General features: G+C 75.2%; 14 protein-coding genes and 1 riboswitch. Of the genes, 3 read left to right on the top strand and 11 right to left on the bottom strand.

Translation table 11 applies throughout. From position 1 onward, the window contains the following. Positions 1-35 precede the first annotated feature (35 nt). Both BSL84_RS08115 and cobC read right to left on the bottom strand, forming a co-directional pair. The gene (locus tag BSL84_RS08115; RefSeq protein WP_045323824.1) at positions 36-1,268 is read right to left on the bottom strand and encodes a CapA family protein; all 1,233 of its coding nucleotides are present in this window, start codon (positions 1,266-1,268) and stop codon (positions 36-38) included. Between the two features lie 214 nt (positions 1,269-1,482). Next, complete coding sequence (gene cobC / locus BSL84_RS08110) at positions 1,483-2,904, bottom strand: Rv2231c family pyridoxal phosphate-dependent protein CobC (protein WP_234308571.1); 1,422 nt, start codon at positions 2,902-2,904, stop codon at positions 1,483-1,485. Between the two features lie 128 nt (positions 2,905-3,032). Here cobC and BSL84_RS08105 point away from each other — a divergent pair, with 128 nt between their 5' ends. Beyond that, entirely contained in the window at positions 3,033-3,758 is a 726-nt protein-coding gene (locus BSL84_RS08105; RefSeq protein WP_030032807.1) for a ZIP family metal transporter, read from the top strand. Between the two features lie 11 nt (positions 3,759-3,769). Here the strand turns inward: BSL84_RS08105 and BSL84_RS08100 are convergent, their stop codons facing one another. From BSL84_RS08100 to BSL84_RS08070, 7 genes are all read right to left on the bottom strand, one after another. Further along, positions 3,770-5,191, bottom strand: coding sequence for a cobyrinate a,c-diamide synthase (locus BSL84_RS08100; RefSeq protein ID WP_075972013.1), 1,422 nt, complete (start codon positions 5,189-5,191; stop codon positions 3,770-3,772). 11 nt (positions 5,192-5,202) lie between these two features. Continuing rightward, positions 5,203-5,802 (bottom strand): cob(I)yrinic acid a,c-diamide adenosyltransferase, encoded by a 600-nt coding sequence (gene cobO, locus BSL84_RS08095; protein ID WP_030033260.1) that lies wholly within the window; start codon positions 5,800-5,802, stop codon positions 5,203-5,205. Beyond that, positions 5,802-7,916 (bottom strand): putative cobaltochelatase, encoded by a 2,115-nt coding sequence (locus BSL84_RS08090; protein ID WP_075970077.1) that lies wholly within the window; start codon positions 7,914-7,916, stop codon positions 5,802-5,804. The genes cobO and BSL84_RS08090 overlap by 1 nt, the downstream gene beginning before the upstream one ends. 385 nt (positions 7,917-8,301) lie before the next feature. Next, positions 8,302-9,903: a cobyric acid synthase gene (locus BSL84_RS08085; protein ID WP_075970076.1), complete on the bottom strand. Its 1,602-nt coding sequence runs from the start codon at positions 9,901-9,903 to the stop codon at positions 8,302-8,304. Then, a complete protein-coding gene (locus tag BSL84_RS08080) occupies positions 9,900-10,868 on the bottom strand; it encodes a cobalamin biosynthesis protein (RefSeq protein ID WP_075970075.1) in 969 nt (322 codons plus the stop codon). The genes BSL84_RS08085 and BSL84_RS08080 overlap by 4 nt, the downstream gene beginning before the upstream one ends. 58 nt (positions 10,869-10,926) lie before the next feature. Further along, a riboswitch (cobalamin riboswitch) is annotated at positions 10,927-11,013 on the bottom strand. 150 nt (positions 11,014-11,163) lie between these two features. Beyond that, positions 11,164-11,385 carry a hypothetical protein gene (locus BSL84_RS08075; RefSeq protein WP_030032264.1) on the bottom strand — a complete coding sequence of 74 codons (222 nt, stop codon included), beginning with the start codon at positions 11,383-11,385 and terminating at the stop codon, positions 11,164-11,166. A gap of 31 nt (positions 11,386-11,416) precedes the next feature. Continuing rightward, positions 11,417-12,694 carry an inorganic phosphate transporter gene (locus BSL84_RS08070; RefSeq protein ID WP_045322318.1) on the bottom strand — a complete coding sequence of 426 codons (1,278 nt, stop codon included), beginning with the start codon at positions 12,692-12,694 and terminating at the stop codon, positions 11,417-11,419. A 308-nt stretch (positions 12,695-13,002) separates the two neighbouring features. Between BSL84_RS08070 and BSL84_RS08065 the strand changes: the two genes are divergently transcribed. Next, positions 13,003-14,133, top strand: coding sequence for an alpha/beta hydrolase family protein (locus tag BSL84_RS08065; RefSeq protein WP_045322327.1), 1,131 nt, complete (start codon positions 13,003-13,005; stop codon positions 14,131-14,133). Positions 14,134-14,250: 117 nt separating this feature from the next. Then, positions 14,251-15,696 carry a hypothetical protein gene (locus BSL84_RS08060; protein ID WP_079273423.1) on the top strand — a complete coding sequence of 482 codons (1,446 nt, stop codon included), beginning with the start codon at positions 14,251-14,253 and terminating at the stop codon, positions 15,694-15,696. A gap of 92 nt (positions 15,697-15,788) precedes the next feature. On the opposite strand, the gene BSL84_RS08055 is transcribed toward BSL84_RS08060, so the two are convergent. Together BSL84_RS08055 and BSL84_RS08050 are read right to left on the bottom strand one after the other, a co-directional pair. Next, entirely contained in the window at positions 15,789-16,184 is a 396-nt protein-coding gene (locus tag BSL84_RS08055; RefSeq protein WP_037662802.1) for a VOC family protein, read from the bottom strand. Positions 16,185-16,246: 62 nt separating this feature from the next. Further along, a complete protein-coding gene (locus BSL84_RS08050; RefSeq protein ID WP_030029784.1) occupies positions 16,247-17,137 on the bottom strand; it encodes a neutral zinc metallopeptidase in 891 nt (296 codons plus the stop codon). Positions 17,138-17,152: the final 15 nt, after the last annotated feature.

Here is a 17,152-nt window from a genome sequence, read left to right as displayed (position 1 = left end):
GCCCCGCCCCGGCACCACTACGGGCCCGGGCCCGCTCAACGGGTGGCGTGGGCCAGTCCCTGTCCGTCCGCACCCCGTGACATCACGGCGTCGGTGACCTGCCGGTCGATCCGCGCGTACTCGGCCCGCTTCGCGGCCGGCAGCGCCTCGTCCGAGGCCGCGCAGGAGGCGCAGACGACACGGAAGGGCGGGCCCATGTCCGAGTACTGCGTGAGGAATTCCGCCTTCACCACCTCCCACCGGCCCGGCCGGTCAGCCGCCGGGGCGAAGGTGAAGCGGGGGACCGAGGACTGGTTGCCGCGCAGCTTGTCGGCCGGCACGAAGCTGGCGACCTGGTCGCCCATGCCGAAGACCACCCAGGTGCCGTTGATCTTCTCGTAGGGCTGCGGGACGTGGTTGTGCGTGCCGATGATCAGGTCGATGTCGGGGAGGCCGTCGGCCGAGCGGGACGCCGTCAGCGCCTGCGCCAGCTCCTTCTGCTGCTCGTCGGGCGCCGTCTGCCACTCGGTGCCCCAGTGGACGCTGAGGACCACGACGTTCGCGCCGCCCGCCCGGGCCGTGCGGGCGTCGGCGACGATCCGGTCCTTGTCGATCAGGTTCACGGCCCAGGGCTTGTCCCGGGGGAGCGGGATGCCGTTCGTGCCGTACGTGTACGACAGCTGGGCGACCTTCGCGCCGCCCGCCGAGAGCAGGGCCGGCGCCTTGGCCTCCTCCGCGCTGCGGGCCGAGCCGACGTGCGGGATGCCGACCCGGTCCAGGTGCTCCAGGGTGCGGGCCAGCCCCTCGTAGCCGTCGTCCAGGGTGTGGTTCGAGGCGGTGGAACACGCGTCGTACCCGGTGTCCCGGAGGGCGTCCGCCAGCTGGTGCGGGGCCTTGAAGGTGGGGTAGCCGGTGTAGGGGCCGCCGGGGCGCCCGTACGGTATCTCGTGGTGGCATATCGCCAGGTCGGCGGCGGAGACCAGGGGTTTGACCCCCGCGAGTATCTTCCGGAAGTCGTACTCCCCGGCCTTGCCGGCGTCGTCCCCCGCCCGCTGGATGATCGACGGGTACGGGATGATGTCCCCGGTCGCCACCAGCGTGAACGGCTGCCCCGCGGGAGCGGCCGGAGACGCCGGCCGGGACGGCGCCGCCCGGCCGGGCTCGGCGCCCAGCCGCTGCCGTGCGGCGGGCTCGCCGCCCCCGTCCAGCAGCTGCGGTACGGCGTACAGCGCGCCGGCCACGACCACCAGTCCGGCCAGCGCCGCGCCTGTCGCTGCGGATGCCTTCATCCCGACCCCCGGATCTCCTCGCCCGTGCGGGGATCCTCGAACGGCCCCGCCCCCGCGGCCATCGTAGGTGGGCCGTTCGAGTGAACCCCCGGCCGGAGCCTCATGGGAACCCGCAGGTCAGGCAGACGGGCGCCGGCCCCTCCCGATGCCGGCGCGAGGCCGGCGGAAGCTCAGCGCGACGCCAGTGCGACGCCAGTGCGACGCCTGTGCGAGCTCAGCGCGACGTCAGGGCGAGGGCGCGGTCCAGGGCCTGCAGCAGCCGGCCCGTCGTCGCCCGGTCGCGCACCGCCAGCCGCAGCCAGGTCCGGTCCAGCCCCGGGAAGGTGTCCCCGCGCCGGACGGCGAAGCCGAGGGCCCGCAACCGGGTGCGGACCTCCGCGCCGTCCGCGACCTGGATCAGGACGAACGGCCCCTCCGCCACGCCCACGACCCTCACCTCGTCGAACTCGGCGAGCCCGGCCAGCAGGTGCGCCCGGTCCACCGCGATCCCCCGCGCCGCCTCCTCCGCCTCGGCCAGCGCCGCCGGAGCCACACAGGCCTCGGCCGCCACCAGGGCGGGCGTCGACACCGGCCACAGCGGCTGCGCCGCCGCCAGCTTCGCGATCACCCCGGGCTCGGCCAGCACGTATCCGATGCGCAGTCCCGCCAGCCCCCACGTCTTGGTCAGGCTGCGCAGCACCACCAGCCCGGGCAGGTCCGTCCGGCCCGCCAGGGCCTCCCGCTCGCCCGGGACGGCGTCCATGAACGCCTCGTCCACCACCAGGATCCGGCCCGGCCGCGCCAGCCGCGCCAGGTCCGCCGCCGGGTGCAGGACCGACGTCGGGTTCGTGGGATTGCCGACGACCACCAGGTCCGCGTCCTCCGGCACGGCCGCCGGGTCCAGCCGGAAGCCGTCCTCGGCCCGCAGCACCACCCGCCCGACCTGGTGGCCGGCGTCCCGCAGGGCCGCCTCCGGCTCGGTGAACTGCGGATGCACCACCACGGGCCGCACAGCGCCCAGCGCCCGCGCGATCAGTACGAAGGCCTCCGCCGCCCCCGCCGTCAACAGCACCCGGTCGACCGGCAGGCCGTGCCGGGCCGCCACCGCCGCACGGGCCCTCCGCCCGTCGGGGTACGCGGCGAGGTCCCCGAGGGAGGCGGCGATCCGCTGCCTGAGCCACTGCGGGGGCGTGTGCGCCCGGACGTTGACCGCGAGGTCCTCCAGGGCGGAGCCCGCGTCCACCACCTCGGCGTCCCCGTGGTGGCGCAGGTCGTGCGCCTGCGCCGTGGCGACCGCGCAGGTCGCGGAGAGCGAGCGCCGCTTGGGCACGAGGAGTTCCCCGCCCGCCACGAGGGCGGCGGCCTCCGCCACCGAGGGGGTCCCGGCCGCGGCCCGCGCCGCCTCCGAGGGATGCGGTACGTCGATGCCGGCCAGCCGGTCCGCGGGATAGCCGAGGACCGGCACGCCGAAACGTTCCGCCGCACCGGCGATCCCCGCCTCGCCCGCCTTCGACTCCACCGTGGCCAGCGCCGTGACCGCCTCCGCGGTCAGACCCGCGCCCCGCAGCGTCTCCTCGACCAGGGCGCAGACCTCCTCCGCGGAGACCCCCGCCCGGCCGCCGACCCCGACCACCAGCCGCGTCGTGTACTCGCCCACCGGGGGGCCTCCCTCCGTAGTCACGGTCACCGGCACATCACCGGACACCGGTCAGTCGTCAACACCGCGACGCCCGCCACCCGCGCGCGGACGTGCGCTCGGGGCGAGGAGTCTGTATCCAAGGGCACATGGCCGTGATCGTGGCGCTGGGCGCGTTCCTGATGACCCTGCTGGGCGGTTGGACGGCGCAGCGCGTCACCGACCGCCGCCACCTCGTGCTGGGCCTGGCCGGCGGGCTGATGCTCGGCGTCGTCGGCCTGGACCTGCTCCCCGAGGCCCTGCACGCGGCGGGCGGGGAGGTGTTCGGCGTCCCGCTCGCCCTGCTGCTCTTCGTGGCCGGCTTCCTCGTCGCCCACGTCGTCGAGCGGCTCCTGGCCGTACGTCAGGCCGCGCACGGCGCCGAGGACGGCGGGCGCACCCCGCAGGTCGGGCTCACCGCGGCCGCCGCGATGGTGGGCCACAGCCTCGCCGACGGCGTGGCGCTGGGCGCGGCATTCCAGGTCGGCGGCGGGATGGGCGTGGCCGTCGCGCTCGCCGTGATCACCCACGACTTCGCCGACGGGTTCAACACGTACACGCTCACCAGCCTCTACGGCAACGACCGCCGCAAGGCCCTGATGATGCTGTTCGCGGACGCTGCCGCCCCCGTGGTGGGCGCCGCGTCCACTCTGCTGTTCACACTTCCGGAGGAACCCCTCGGCGCGTACCTCGGCTTCTTCGGCGGCCTCCTGCTCTACCTGGCGGCCGCCGAGATCCTGCCCGAGGCACACCACAGGCACCCCGCCCTGTCCACGCTGATGTGCACGGTGGGCGGGGTGGCCGGGATCTGGCTCGTGGTGGGCATCGCGGAGTGAGCCGGCACGGTTCACGGCCGCGCTGCCGCGGCGTCCCGTACGGCCGCCGTCCACGCGGCCGCGGCCCCGGTGAAACGGGCGGCGACCGACGGCTCGGCCGCCCAGTGCGTGTGCAGGTAGCTGGCGTGCACGCCCTGCCGGACGAAGCCCTCGACCCGGCGCTCCGGATGCGTGAACCCCCACGCGGGAGCCGATCCGGCGCCCGGCTCGATCAGCGTCCGGTGGAACTCGTGCCCGCGCAGCCGCGTACCGGCCGCGGCCAGCGAGCTGTCGGACACCGCCACCGCCTCGCGGTAGCCGAGCGTCAGCCGCTCCGACATCCGCGCGTCCGCGTCGAGCACCCCGCACATCGGCTTCCCGTCCAGCGACCGCGCCAGGTACAGCAGCCCGGCGCACTCGGCCGCCACCGGCCCGCCGGCCGACGCGAACGCCGAGACGGCCGCCCTCAGCGGTTCGTTGGCGGACAGCTCGGGCGCGTACACCTCGGGGAACCCGCCGCCGATGACCAGGGCGCCGGTCCCCTCGGGCAGCGCCTCGTCCCGCAGCGGGTCGAAGGTGACGACCTCGGCCCCGGCGGCGGTGAGCAGTTCCGCGTGCTCGGCGTACGAGAACGTGAACGCGGCCCCGCCGGCGACGGCGACGACGGGCCGCTCGTACGCTGCGGCGCCGCCGCGCTTGCGCCCCGAAGCCGCCGCCTCGAACGCCGGCGACGCGGCCTCAGGCGACCACGGCTCGCAGGACAGCGGCGGCGCCGTGCGGGCCAGCGCCATCAGCGCGTCCAGATCGCAGCCGCCCCTGACCTGCTCCGCCAGCGCCGCCACTGCGGCCAGCGCGTCGGCATGCCGCTCGGCCACCGGCACCAGCCCCAGATGGCGCGAGGGCGTGGCCACCTGAGGAGCCCGCCGCAGGACGCCGAGCACCGGCATCCCCGCCTCCTCCAGTGCCTCCCGCAGCATCGCCTCGTGCCGGTCCGAGCCGACCTTGTTCAGGATCACGCCGCCCAGGCGGACCTGAGGGTCGAAGGAGGCGAAACCGTGCACCAGCGCCGCCACCGACCGCGACTGCGAGGAGGCGTCGACCACCAGCACCACCGGCGCCCGCAGCAGCTTCGCCACCTGTGCCGTCGACGCCAGCTCGCCCCGGCCCGCGGCCCCGTCGTACAGCCCCATCACACCCTCGACCACGGCGAGATCACACCCCGCCGCCCCGTGCGCGAACAGCGGAGCCACCAGCTCCGGCCCGCACATGAAGGCGTCGAGGTTGCGTCCCGGCCGGCCGGTGGCCAGCGCGTGGTAGCCCGGGTCGATGTAGTCGGGCCCGGCCTTGTGCGGGGACACGGCGAGGCCGCGCTCCGCGAAGGCCGCCATCAGGCCCGTGGCCACGGTGGTCTTGCCGCTGCCGGACGACGGCGCGGCGACGACCAGCCGGGGCATGTCGGACGACGTCACCACTCGATGCCCTTCTGGCCCTTCTGGCCGGCGTCCATCGGGTGCTTCACCTTGGTCATCTCGGTGACCAGGTCCGCGAACTCCACCAGCTTCTCCGGCGCGTTGCGGCCGGTGATCACCACGTGCTGGCTGCCGGGACGGCCGCGCAGCACCTCGATGACCTCGTCGACGTCGATCCAGCCCCAGTGCATCGGGTAGGCGAACTCGTCGAGCACGTACAGCTTGTGCGTCTCGGCGGCCAGATCCCGCTTGACCTGCTCCCAGCCCTCCCTGGCCGCCTGCTCGTTGTCGAGCTGCGCGTCCCGCTGGACCCAGGACCAGCCCTCGCCCATCTTGTGCCAGACGACGCTGCCGCCCTCGCCGGAGGCACCGAGCACCTTCAGCGCGTTCTCCTCGCCGACCTTCCACTTCGCCGACTTGACGAACTGGAACACCCCGATCGGCCAGCCCTGGTTCCAGGCGCGCAGCGCCAGCCCGAAAGCCGCCGTGGACTTGCCCTTGCCCGGTCCGGTGTGGACGAAGACGAGCGGGCGGTTGCGGCGCTGGCGCGTGGTGAGCCCGTCGTCCGGAACGACGGACGGCTGTCCCTGAGGCATTACGCGGCCCTCCTGTTGGTGTGGGAAGCGGGAGTTGTCACTGCGGTACGTACGTCCTTCACGAGCCCGGCCAGCGAGTCGGCCCGCAGCCCGTCGAGGGTGACGGCAGGCCCGCCGAGGTCGGCGGCCAGCGCCCCGGCCAGCCCCAGCCGGACCGGCCCCGACTCGCAGTCCACGACCACCGAAGCGACCCCCTCGGAGGCCAGCAGCCGGGCACTGCGCGCCGTCAGCTCGCGCGGGTCGCCGCCGACGGCCCCGGCCGAGGTGGCCCGCCCGTCGGTGACCACGACCAGCAGCGGACGGCGGCTCGGATCCCGCAGCCGCTCGATCCGCAACACCTCGTGGGCCTTGAGCAGCCCGGGGCCCAGCGGGGTGCGGCCGCCCGTAGGCAGCTTCTCCAGCCGGGCGGCCGCCGCGTCCACCGAGGAGGTGGGCGGCAGCGCCAGCTCGGCGGCGGCGCCGCGGAAGGTGACCAGGCCGACCTTGTCCCGGCGCTGGTAGGCGTCCAGCAGCAGCGACAGCACGGCGCCCTTGACCGCGCTCATCCGCTGCCGGGCGGCCATCGAGCCGGAGGCGTCGACGACGAAGAGGACGAGGTTGCCCTCGCGGCCCTCCCGGGTGGCCTGGCGCAGGTCGTCCTTGCGGATCACCAGCCCGCGCCCGGCGCGGCCGCGCGCCTTCTGGTGCGGGGCGGCCGCGTGCACGGTGGCCGCCAGGTGCAGCTTCGTGAGCTGGCCACGCGGCCGCTGGGCTCCGGTCGTCCGGCCGTGAGCGGTCCGGGCGCGCGAACGCCGACCGGCGGCGCCCTCGCCGAGCCCCGGAACGCTCAGCATCCTGGTCCGGAACGGCTCGCCCGCCCCCACGGCGGCCTGTTCGGGCCCGCCGGGCTCCTGGGCGGAGGGCTGCCGCGGCGCCTCGGGGGAGTGCGCGGGGGCCTCGGCGGGCTCGGCCGGGGGCTGCGCGTCCTGGGGGCCGCTGCCCTGCGGCGGCACCCCGCCGCCGTCGGGTCCGCCGTCGTCCGGGCCGCCTTCGGGGCCCTCGGGGCCGGGACCCGGGCCCGGGTCGGGCTCCGGGTCCGGCTCGGGGTCGTCCTCCGGCTCCTCGTCGGGGAACCGGTCGAGGATCTCGTCCAGCTTGTCCTCGTCCAGGCCCGGCGCGTCGAAGGGGTTGCGGCGCCGACGGTGGGGGAGCGCGAGCAGCGCGGCCTGCCGTACGTCCTCCTTCAGCACGACCGTCCGCCCCGCCCATGCGGCCAGCGCCGTCGCGGTCCGCGCCATCACGATGTCGGCCCGCATGCCGTCGACCTCGAAGCCGGCGCAGGTCGCGGCGATCTGGAGCAGCGCGGTGTCCCCGAGGCGGACCTGCGGCAGCAGCGCCCGCGCGGCCACGACCCGGGCGCGGACCTCGCTCTCGTCCCCCGACCAGCGGGCGGCGAAGCCCGCGGGGTCGTCCTCGTAGGCGAGCCGGCGGCGGACCACCTCCACCCGCTGCGCGGGCTCGCGGGAGGCCGCGACCTCCACGGTCAGCCCGAAGCGGTCGAGGAGCTGCGGCCGCAGCTCTCCCTCCTCCGGGTTCATGGTGCCGACGAGCAGGAAACGGGCCGCGTGCCGCACGGAGACGCCCTCGCGCTCCACGTACGAGGCGCCCATCGCGGCGGCGTCCAGCAGCAGATCGATCAGGTGGTCGTGGAGGAGGTTGACCTCGTCGACGTACAGGATCCCGCGGTGGGCGTCGGCGAGCAGACCCGGCTCGAAGGCCTTCACGCCCTCGGCGAGGGCCCGTTCGATGTCGAGGGCACCGACGAGGCGGTCCTCGGAGGCGCCGACGGGCAGCTCCACCATGCGCGCCGGCCGGGCGCCTCCCGGACCGGCCCCGTGCGGACCGTCCGGACAGTCCGGGTCCGGCGCGGCGGGCGCGCACGAGAACCGGCAGCCGGGCACGACCTCCACCTGCGGCAGCAGCGCCGACAGCGCGCGCACGGCGGTGGACTTGGCGGTCCCCTTCTCGCCGCGTACGAGCACCCCGCCGACCGCCGGGCTCACGGCGTTCAGCAGGAGCGCCAGCCGCAGGTCGGTCTGGCCGACCACCGCGGTGAACGGATAGGGCGTGCTCATGAGTTGCTCACTCCTCCGGTACGGGTACGCGTGCGCGGGCTGTCGGGGGTCGCGGTGCGGGGGCTCGCGCGGCGGGCGGGGCGGCCGGGGGTGCGGGTGCCGCTGCGCGGAGCCGGTCCCCGCCCCGCGCTTTCACCGTTTCCCGGGGCTCCGCCCCGGACCCCGCACCTGCAACGCCCGCTGGGCTGGATGCGGCGGATCCCGGGCAGCGAGGCACCGGCCCGCGCGGTGACCGAGTGCCACGGGCGCGTGGCCCGCGGCACGGAGCCGGCGGCCCGGCCCCGGCTTTCCGGCCCCGCCGGCGTCCGAGGCGTCGGGTCGGGGGTGGGGCCGCTGGGGGTGGTGGGCGGGTGGGCAGGGGGACGGCCCCGCAGGGCGCGCCGCCTCACGGGGCGCCCGGGGGGAGGAACGGGAGGCCCGCCGGGGCGCCGCCCTCGATCAGGCGGAGCAGCGCGTCGGTGTCGGCGTGCTCCTCGATCAGGTCGCCCAGCAGGTCGAGCTGTTCCTCGCGCAGCGCGGCGAACGAGGTGTCCGGGGACGGTACGAAGCGGCGCCCGGCGGCCGCAGCCACCTCCCGCAGGAACGCCCGGCGGTAGCCGTCCGACTCCAGCGAGCCGTGCCAGTGCGTACCCCACACCGCGCCCACCCGGCACCCGTCGAGGAACGGCTCCCCGCCCAGGACCTCGGCCACCCCGTGGTGGATCTCGTAGCCGGTGACGGTCTCGCCGAGCGCCGTCCCGGTGGGCCGCGCCAGGGTCTTCTCCCGCTCGAAGCGGACCCGTACGGGGAGCAGCCCGAGCGCCTCGACCTCGCCCGCCCGCGATTCGACGTCGTCCTCGATGCGCTCGCCCAGCGCCTGGAAACCGCCGCAGATGCCCAGTACCGGCCGGCCCTCGGCGGCCCGCCGGGCCAGCGCGTCCGCCAGCCCGCGCTCCCGCAGCCACGCCAGGGCCTTCACCGTGCCGCGGGTGCCCGGTACGACGACCAGGTCCGCGTCGGCCAGCTCCTCGGCGCGGTCCACGAAGCGCACCACCACCCCGGGCTCGGCCGCGAGCGCGTCGACGTCCGTGAAGTTCGACATCAGCGGCACCGCGCACACGGCGACCCGCAGCACGTCCTCGCCCACGGGCGGTGCCACCACGGACTCGCGTACGGCACCCCGCAGGGAGACCCGCAGGCCGTCCTCCTCGTCGATGCCCAGCCCGTGCCGGAACGGCAGCACCCCGTACGTCGCCCGCCCGGTCAGCCCGCGCAGCATTTCCATGCCCGGCTCCAGCAGCGACACGTCGCCGCGGAACTTGTTGACCAGGTACCCGGCGATCAGCTCCTGGTCCTGCGGGGAGAGCAGCGCCGTCGTCCCGAAGAAGGACGCGAAGACCCCGCCGCGGTCGATGTCGCCGACCACGACCACCGGGAAGCGCGCGGCCCGCGCGATGCCCATGTTCACGATGTCGGTCCGGCGCAGGTTGATCTCGGCCGGACTGCCCGCCCCCTCGCAGATCACGGCGTCATACGTGCCCCGGAGCTGCTCCAGGCAGTCCGTGACGACACCGAGCAGCTGCTCCTGCCGCCCGCCGCGCAGCGCCTTCCCGGGGGATACCGCGCCTGATTGCGGCTGCGCCGCGGGCCCGGCCTCCCCGGACCCCCCTGCCTCCCCGAAGAATCCGCGCGCGCTCATCTCGCCCACCGGTTTGCCCAGCAGCACCACCTGGCTGCTGCGGTCGCCGCCGGGCTTGAGCAGCACCGGGTTCATCAGCGCCGTCGGCTCCACCCGGGCCGCCTGCGCCTGCATCGCCTGGGCGCGCCCGATCTCGGCGCCCTCCAGCGTCACGAAGGAGTTCAGCGACATGTTCTGCGCCTTGAAGGGGGCGACCTTCACGCCCTGGCGGGCCAGCCAGCGGCAGATGCCCGCGGTGACCACGCTCTTGCCCGCGTCCGACGTCGTTCCGGCGACCAGCAGTCCGCCGCCGCGCTTCGCGCCGCTCATGCGCGTCCCCCTCGTACTCGTGCTCGTGCTCGTGCCGCCAGGGTCCGTGCCGCCACGCAGGCGCCCAGCGCGAGCCAGGTCACCTGGCGTGACAGCCGTACGGCCCGGTCGATGTCGGCGACCTCGACCGGCCGTCCGGCCGCGCCGTTCAGCACCGGCCGGTGCTCGACCCGGCCGCCGTAGGCCAGGGTTCCGCCCAGTCTGACGCCGAGCGCCCCGGCGAAGGAGGCCTCGACGGGCCCGGCGTTGGGGCTCGGGTGCGCGGCGGCGTCCGCGCGCCAGGCGCGCACGGCTCCGCGCCGGTCGGGTCCGGCCACGACGGCGGCCAGGGCCGTCAGCCGGGCCCCCGGCCAGCCGGCGAGGTCGTCGAGCCGGGCGGAGGCCCAGCCGTAGCGCAGGTGGCGGGGGGACTTGTGGCCGACCATCGCGTCCAGCGTGTTGACGGCGCGGAAGGCCAGCAGCCCGGGGACCCCGGCGACGGCACCCCACACCAGGGCCCCGACCACCGCGTCGGAGGTGTTCTCGGCGACGGACTCCACGACGGCGCGGGCCATCTGCTGCCCGTCCAGGGCGTGTGGGTCGCGGCCGCACAGGTGGGGCAGCCGCTCGCGCGCCACCTCGACGTCCCCTGCGGCGAGCGCGCCGCCGATGGCACGCGCCTCACGGCCCAGTGAGGTGCCGCCCACGACGGCCCAGGTGGCGGCGGCGGTCAGGGCGATACGGGCGGCCGCGGGCCGGGAGCGCAGGGAGCGGGCGGCCAGCGCGCCGACGGCGGTCGCGCCCCCGGCGCACAGCAGGGTGTGAAGGACGCCGCGGGCGCGGTCGTCACGCCACAGGGAACGCTCGACGGCGGCGGCGGCTCGTCCGAAGGCGGCCACGGGGTGCCCTCGGCGGGGATCACCGAGGATCCGGTCGCCGATCAGGCCCGCCGTGGCGCCGTACGCGAAGACGCGATCGGCACGCATGGTGGCAGGTATGTCCTCACTCAGGGTCCGCGCCCTGGTTCGACGTGTCCGGCGGCGAGAGTTCCTGGCTCCCGGGGCGCGCGCGCGGCGTGCGTTCCCCGGTGACAGTGGCGGGACCGCGCCGGAATCGCACCGGACTTCCTCTCCATGCCGCCGTATTGGCTCGGGCAGTCCACCACGCGGCCGGAAGGCCCGTCAACTCGCCGTTGACCTGCGGTGCGGCTGGGCCGGGAGGCGCGAAAGCCCCTCCCGGGACGGACCCGGGAGGGGCTTTCGCGGCCAAGCGGTCAGACCGTCAGGCGACGATCAGGTAGATCCCGTACGTCACGGCCGCCGTGATGAGCGCGAAGCACAGGTACGCGCCGCCGCGGGCCAGGGTGGCGCTGCCGCCCTGCTCGGTCGCGGCTTCGTGCTTGGACAGGCCCACCAGACCCAGGGTGAAGAGGGTCACGAGGGCGACGGTGGCGAAGAGGCTGACCCCGAAAACGGAGCCGAGCGCTACCCAGTCGATCTTCATACTGCCGATTCCTCTAGTGTCTCTGGCTCGGTCAGACCGTGGCGGCCGGAGCCGCCGGGGCCTGTGCCGCGGCCGGGATGGTGGCCCTGAGGTCCTCGTCCGTGATCGCGGCGGTGGTGCCGGCCGCGGCGACGGTCGGCGGGACGGTGACGGCCGCGATGGCCGTGGTCACGACACCCGGTCCCTCGGCGTCCGCCCTCGCGGCGTCGTCGGCGTCGTTGACGTTGTTGTGGTCGACGACCTGGCGGCGCGAGATCAGCCAGATGGCGAGGCAGGAGCCGACCAGGAAGACGGTGACGGCGGCGACGCCGATGTCACCGGTGCGCATGACCAGCTCGGCACCGGCCGAGACCAGCGCGGCGGCCGGCAGGGTCAGGCCCCAGGCGACGAACATGCGGGTCGCGGTGGACCAGCGGACCACACCGCCCTTGCGGCCCAGGCCCGCACCCATGACCGCACCGGAGCACGAGTGGGTGGTGGAGAGCGAGAAGCCCAGGTTGGAGGAGGCGAGGATGACGGACGCGGCCGAGGTCTGGGCGGCGAAGCCCTGCTGCGGCTGGAGGTCGGTCAGGCCCTTGCCCATGGTGCGGATGATGCGCCAGCCGCCCAGGTAGGTACCGAGCGCGATGGCCAGACCGGCGGAGACGATGACCCAGACCGGCGGGTCCGCGTCGGGCGCGAGCGCGCCGCCGGCGATGAGGGCCAGGGTGATGATGCCCATCGTCTTCTGCGCGTCGTTGGTGCCGTGCGCGAGGGAGACCAGACCGGCCGAGGCGATCTGACCGGTGCGGTAGCCCTTGGCGGAGGTCTTCTCGCCGACCTTGTCACCCAGCTTGTAGGTGAGCTTGGCGGCCGCGTACGCGGCGATGCCGGCGACCAGCGGCGCGGCGATCGCGGGGATGAGGACCTTGGTCACGAGGACCCCGCCGTCGACCGCGCCGAGGCCGGCGGAGGCGACCGCGGCACCGATCAGGCCGCCCATCAGGGCGTGGGAGGAACTGGAGGGGAGTCCGACCAGCCAGGTGACGAGGTTCCAGAGGATCGCGCCGACCAGTGCGGCGAAGATCACCTCTGGCTGGATGCCTTCCTCGTTGACGAGACCCTTGGAGATCGTCTTGGCGACCTCCACGGACAGGAACGCGCCGACGAGGTTGAGCACGGCGGACATGGCCACCGCGGTCTTGGGCTTGAGGGCGCCGGTCGAGATGGTGGTGGCCATCGCGTTGGCCGTGTCGTGAAAGCCGTTCGTGAAGTCGAACACGAGAGCGGTGATGATCACGATCCCGAGGAGAAGCGTTATGTGCTCCATTTACCCAGGCTTCTGTTTGGCGTCAGTGGCTCGGCGAACGTAGGCAACCAGGATGAACGGAAGGTGAACTGGCTCCGGTGGAGGGGTGTACGGGCACGGGGCGCGATCGGGACATTCGTCCTGATTCTTGCGTGGATTTCAGCATTAATGCATGTCAAAGCCGGGTGAACGAACCCCTCCGCGCGTCCCCCCGGATGCCTCCGACCACCCCTTTCGCCGTCGAACGTGACCCAGATCACTCTCCTCGCGTAGACCCGGAACGGCCCACTCCGGTGGCCTGGTCGACGCTGCGCGACGACACTGGGACGGTGCGTACCGTTACAGCGGCGGCAGCGGCCGTCACCACGACCCTCGTCGGCGCGGGGGTGGCAGCCGTGGCGGCCGGCCGGTACGCCGCCGACGCCGCCCTGCGGCCCCGGCCCGGCGCGCCGCTCCCCGGCGGGGCCCGGCTGAGCGTCCACTCCGCCGGCGACGGCCGGATCGCGCTGACCCGCTCCCTCGCCTCCCTGCGCCCCGGTACGTACGGCCTGGCCGCACCTGGCGTGCACGCCGTCGTCGGGCCCGTGCTCCACGACGCCGGCCACGACCCGGACACCGTCGTACGCAGGCTCCTCTCCGTCACCCACGGCAGGCTCCATCCCGGCGCCCGGGTCACCCTCACCCCCCAGGTCCACCTGGGGAACCCGCGCACCGCGCTCGGCCTCGACCACGCCGACGTGGACATCCCCGGCGAGCTCGGAGCCCTCCCCGCGTGGTTCGTACCCGCCGGCCGGGACACCTGGGTGATCACCGTCCACGGACTCGGCGCCGGCCGTGAGCACCCGATGGTGGTCATGCCCTTCCTGCACCGCCAGCGGCTGCCCGTCCTCGACCTCGGCTACCGCGGCGACCTCGGCGCGCCCCTGCCCCCCGACGGCCTCGGCCACCTCGGCGAGTCCGAGTGGCGGGACCTGGACGCCGCCATCCGCTACGCCCTGCGCTACGGCGCCCGGCGCGTGATCCTGCACGGCTGGTCCACCGGCGCCACCATGGCCCTGCGCGCCGTCGAACGCTCCGCGCTCGCCGACCGGATCGCCGGCCTGGTGCTGGACTCGCCCGTGCTCGACTGGCACGCCACCCTGCGCGCACTCGCCGCGGCGCGCCGCACCCCGGCCCCGGTACTGCCGCTGGCGGTCCGTGCCGCCGAGGGCCGGGCGGGCCTGCGCGCCGACCGGCCGCCGCCGGGCGCCGACCCCGGAGCGCTGCGGGTCCCCGTGCTCGTCTTCCACGGGCCGGACGACGCCCTCGCCCCCTGGGAGCCCTCCCGCAGGCTCGCCGCCGCCCGCCCCGACCTGATCACCCTGCAGACGGTGCGGGAAGCCGGACACGGTGCGATGTGGAACGCCGATCCCGCCGGCTACGAGGAAGCCCTGCGCCGCTTCCTCACCCCTCTGATGTGAAAGCCGTGTGACGGACCGTGCCCTGCGGGCGGGTTGTCCCGGTCTGCCCCTCGGGCAGGTGGCGGAAGGAGCCGATTCCGTTTGGGCTTTCGGCCAGTGACGGGCGAGACTGCTTCCGTGACGTCCCGAAAGCCTGATGAGCAGTTGGCTCGCGACTCCAGACTCCGACTCGTCTCCCCGCGCTCCGTCGCCGCGGCGCGCAAGGCGGTGACCGACCGCCGGACCCGCCCGGCCCCGCGGCCCCCGGCGGGCACCCCGGCCACCGCCGACCTGGCGAACCGGGCCCGGGCCTCGCTGGCGGACGCCGTGCGCCTGACACGCTGGGCCGAGCGCAACCTCGGTGCCGCGGACGGCGGCCGGCCGGCCCCCTCGGGAGCCCTGCCCGCCGCCGACGTCGAACGCGCCGCCGACGAACTGGGCCTGACGCACGGCCAGATCCGCGTCGGCTGGGACCGAGCCCGCCTCGCCGGCCTGGTCGAGGTGCACGGCGGCCACGCCCGCCCCGGCTGGCGGCTGCGCGCCTGGGACCGCGACGACACCGCCGTCCTGCGCGGCTGGGTCGCCCTCTTCGACGCCTGGTCCCTGGTGCACCCGGCCCCCGCCGACATCGCCCCCGCGGCCGTCGCCGAGGTCGTCGAGGCCATGCCCCAGCTCCTCTCCCTGCTCCAGCTGTCCGCGGGCCCGGTGACCGTCCCCGACCTGCTCGACCTGCTCGGGCAGCGCGTCACCGAACTGCGCGACGAGCGCTGCGAGATCCCCTACGACGCGGAGCCCGCGGCGGCGCGGACCTCCGCGGCCGGAACGCCCGCCGCCGCCCCCACCTCCGCGGAGGCCCGCCAGGCCCCGCTCGCCCGGCTGCTGCGCTGGGCGCTCGGCGGCCTCGCCGCCGTGGACGCCGTCACCCTCGGCCCCGCGCGGGCGGCCCTGACCCCGCTCGGCAGCTGGGCCGTCTGGGTCAAGCTGGAGCAGATCTGCGTCGCGGCGCAGAGCCCCGCCGGGAACATCGAGCAGTCCGCCGCCGCCATGCTGCACGGCTGCGCCCGGCTCACCCCAGGACCGGCCCGCGCCGAGTACCGGGCCTGGCTGGCGGCCCGGCCCGTCGGCCACGCCGTGGCCGAGCTCCTCCAGGCCGCCCGGGGTGAGGACGCCCTGCTGCGCGGCCTCGCCTTCGAGGCGCTGCGCGTGGTCGGGGCCCCCGCGGAGCCCGAGGTGCGCGCCACCGTACGCGAGCCCGCACTGCGGCCGTACGCGCTGCTCTGGCTCGCCGAGCACGACGGCGTCGACCCCGACGAGGCCCAGGACGTGCTCACCCCCGAGGAGTCGACCTGGCTCTGGGTGGACACCGCCGCCGCCATCGCCGACCACGGCGAGGCCGAGCTGCTGGCCCGCCACCTTGACTCGGCGGTGCGCACCACCGTCCCGCGGCTGCTCGACGAGGTCAGGGCGGTCGGCCACCCGCGCACCGTGCAGGTGCTCGTCGCGCTGGCCGCGGCCCACCCGGACCCGGCCCTGGCCAAGGCGGTCCGGCGGGCCGCCTTCCAGGTGCACACCGGCGGCGCCTGACGCTACGCGCGTCCGTACGCGCCGCGGGGTCCCGTCGGGCGGGCCCGCGGCGCCCGGCGCACCGTCGTACGCGCGGCCGCCGGCCATCGGTCTCAGACCTGCGGCGCGTACGTGCCGAAGCTCCAGATGTTGCCCTCGCCGTCCCGTGCCATGTAGTCACGGGAGCCGTAGTCCTGGTCGGTGGGTCCCATCAGGATCTCCACCCCGTGCTCGACGGCCCGCCCGTGGTGGGCGTCCACGTCGTCGACCACGACGTAGACCCCCGAAGGGCCGGCGCCCTCCATGGCCTTGTCGAAGGCCCCGCCCGTGCCCTTGCTGCCCAGCATCACCACACCGCTGCCGTACGCCAGCTCCGCGTGCACGACCGAGCCGTCGTCCCCCTCGTACACCGCGACCTGGCTGAAGCCGAAGGCCTCGGTCAGCAGCTTGATCGCCGCCTTCGCGTCGCGGTAGACCAGTGTGGGGCAGATGGACGGAACGCCTGCCATGACGATCACTCCCTCTCGTGACGGTGACCCGCGTCACACAGCATGGCAGGCGTCGGCGACGGTCAGCGGAAGGTGTCGCACCGGGCCATGTCGCCCGTCCGGTAGCCCTCGTAGAACCACTGCCGGCGCTGCTCGGCCGAGCCGTGCGTCCAGGCCTCCGGGGTCACCCGGCCCTGGAGCTTCTCCTGGATGCGGTCGTCGCCGACCGCCGCCGCCGCGTTCAGACCGTCCCTGATGTCCTCGTCTGTCACGTCCGTGATCAGGGGCCGCCCGGTCGACTCGTCCGGGGTCCGCGTCGCGTTGTGCGCCCACACCCCGGCGTAGCAGTCGGCCTGCAGCTCGACCCTGACGGCGTTGCTGTCGGCCCCCTGCCGTCCGTCCTGGGCCCGCTGGAGGGTGCCCAGCTGGTTCTGGACGTGGTGCCCGTACTCGTGGGCGACCACGTACGCCTGGGCGAAGGGGCCGCCGCTCGCCCCGAACTTCGTCCGCAGGTCGTCGAAGAAGTTCAGGTCCAGGTAGACCTGCCGGTCGGCGGGGCAGTAGAAGGGCCCCACGGCCGAGGTGGCGGTCCCGCAGGCGGTGTTCACCCGGCCGGTGAAGAAGACCGTCGAGGCCGGACCGTACTGTCCGCCGCGCCGGGCGAACTCCTGCCGCCAGAAGTCCTGCGTGCTGTTCACCACCGCGACCATCCGGCAGTCCTCGCGCGCGTTCGCGTCCCGGCCCGTCCTGCACGCCTGCTGCACCTGGTTGAGGGAGGACGCGGCCGGCGCCGGCTCCTCGTCCCCGGTGGACAGCCCCAGCTGCTCGGGCCCCACTCCGAAGAGCAGGGCCATGACGAGCGCGAGGATGCCGACGAGGCCGCCGCCGACGGTGGCCTTCCCGCCCGGGATGCGACTGCCCCGCACGTCCTTGACCTCGGACGTGTCCAGACCGGCGTTGTCGTCGAACTGCAACCCGCACCGCCCTCC

This window comes from Streptomyces sp. TN58 (genome assembly GCF_001941845.1).
GTDB lineage: Bacteria > Actinomycetota > Actinomycetes > Streptomycetales > Streptomycetaceae > Streptomyces.
Note: the sequence above shows the minus strand (reverse complement) of the source record. Positions and strands in the feature narration are given on the sequence as shown.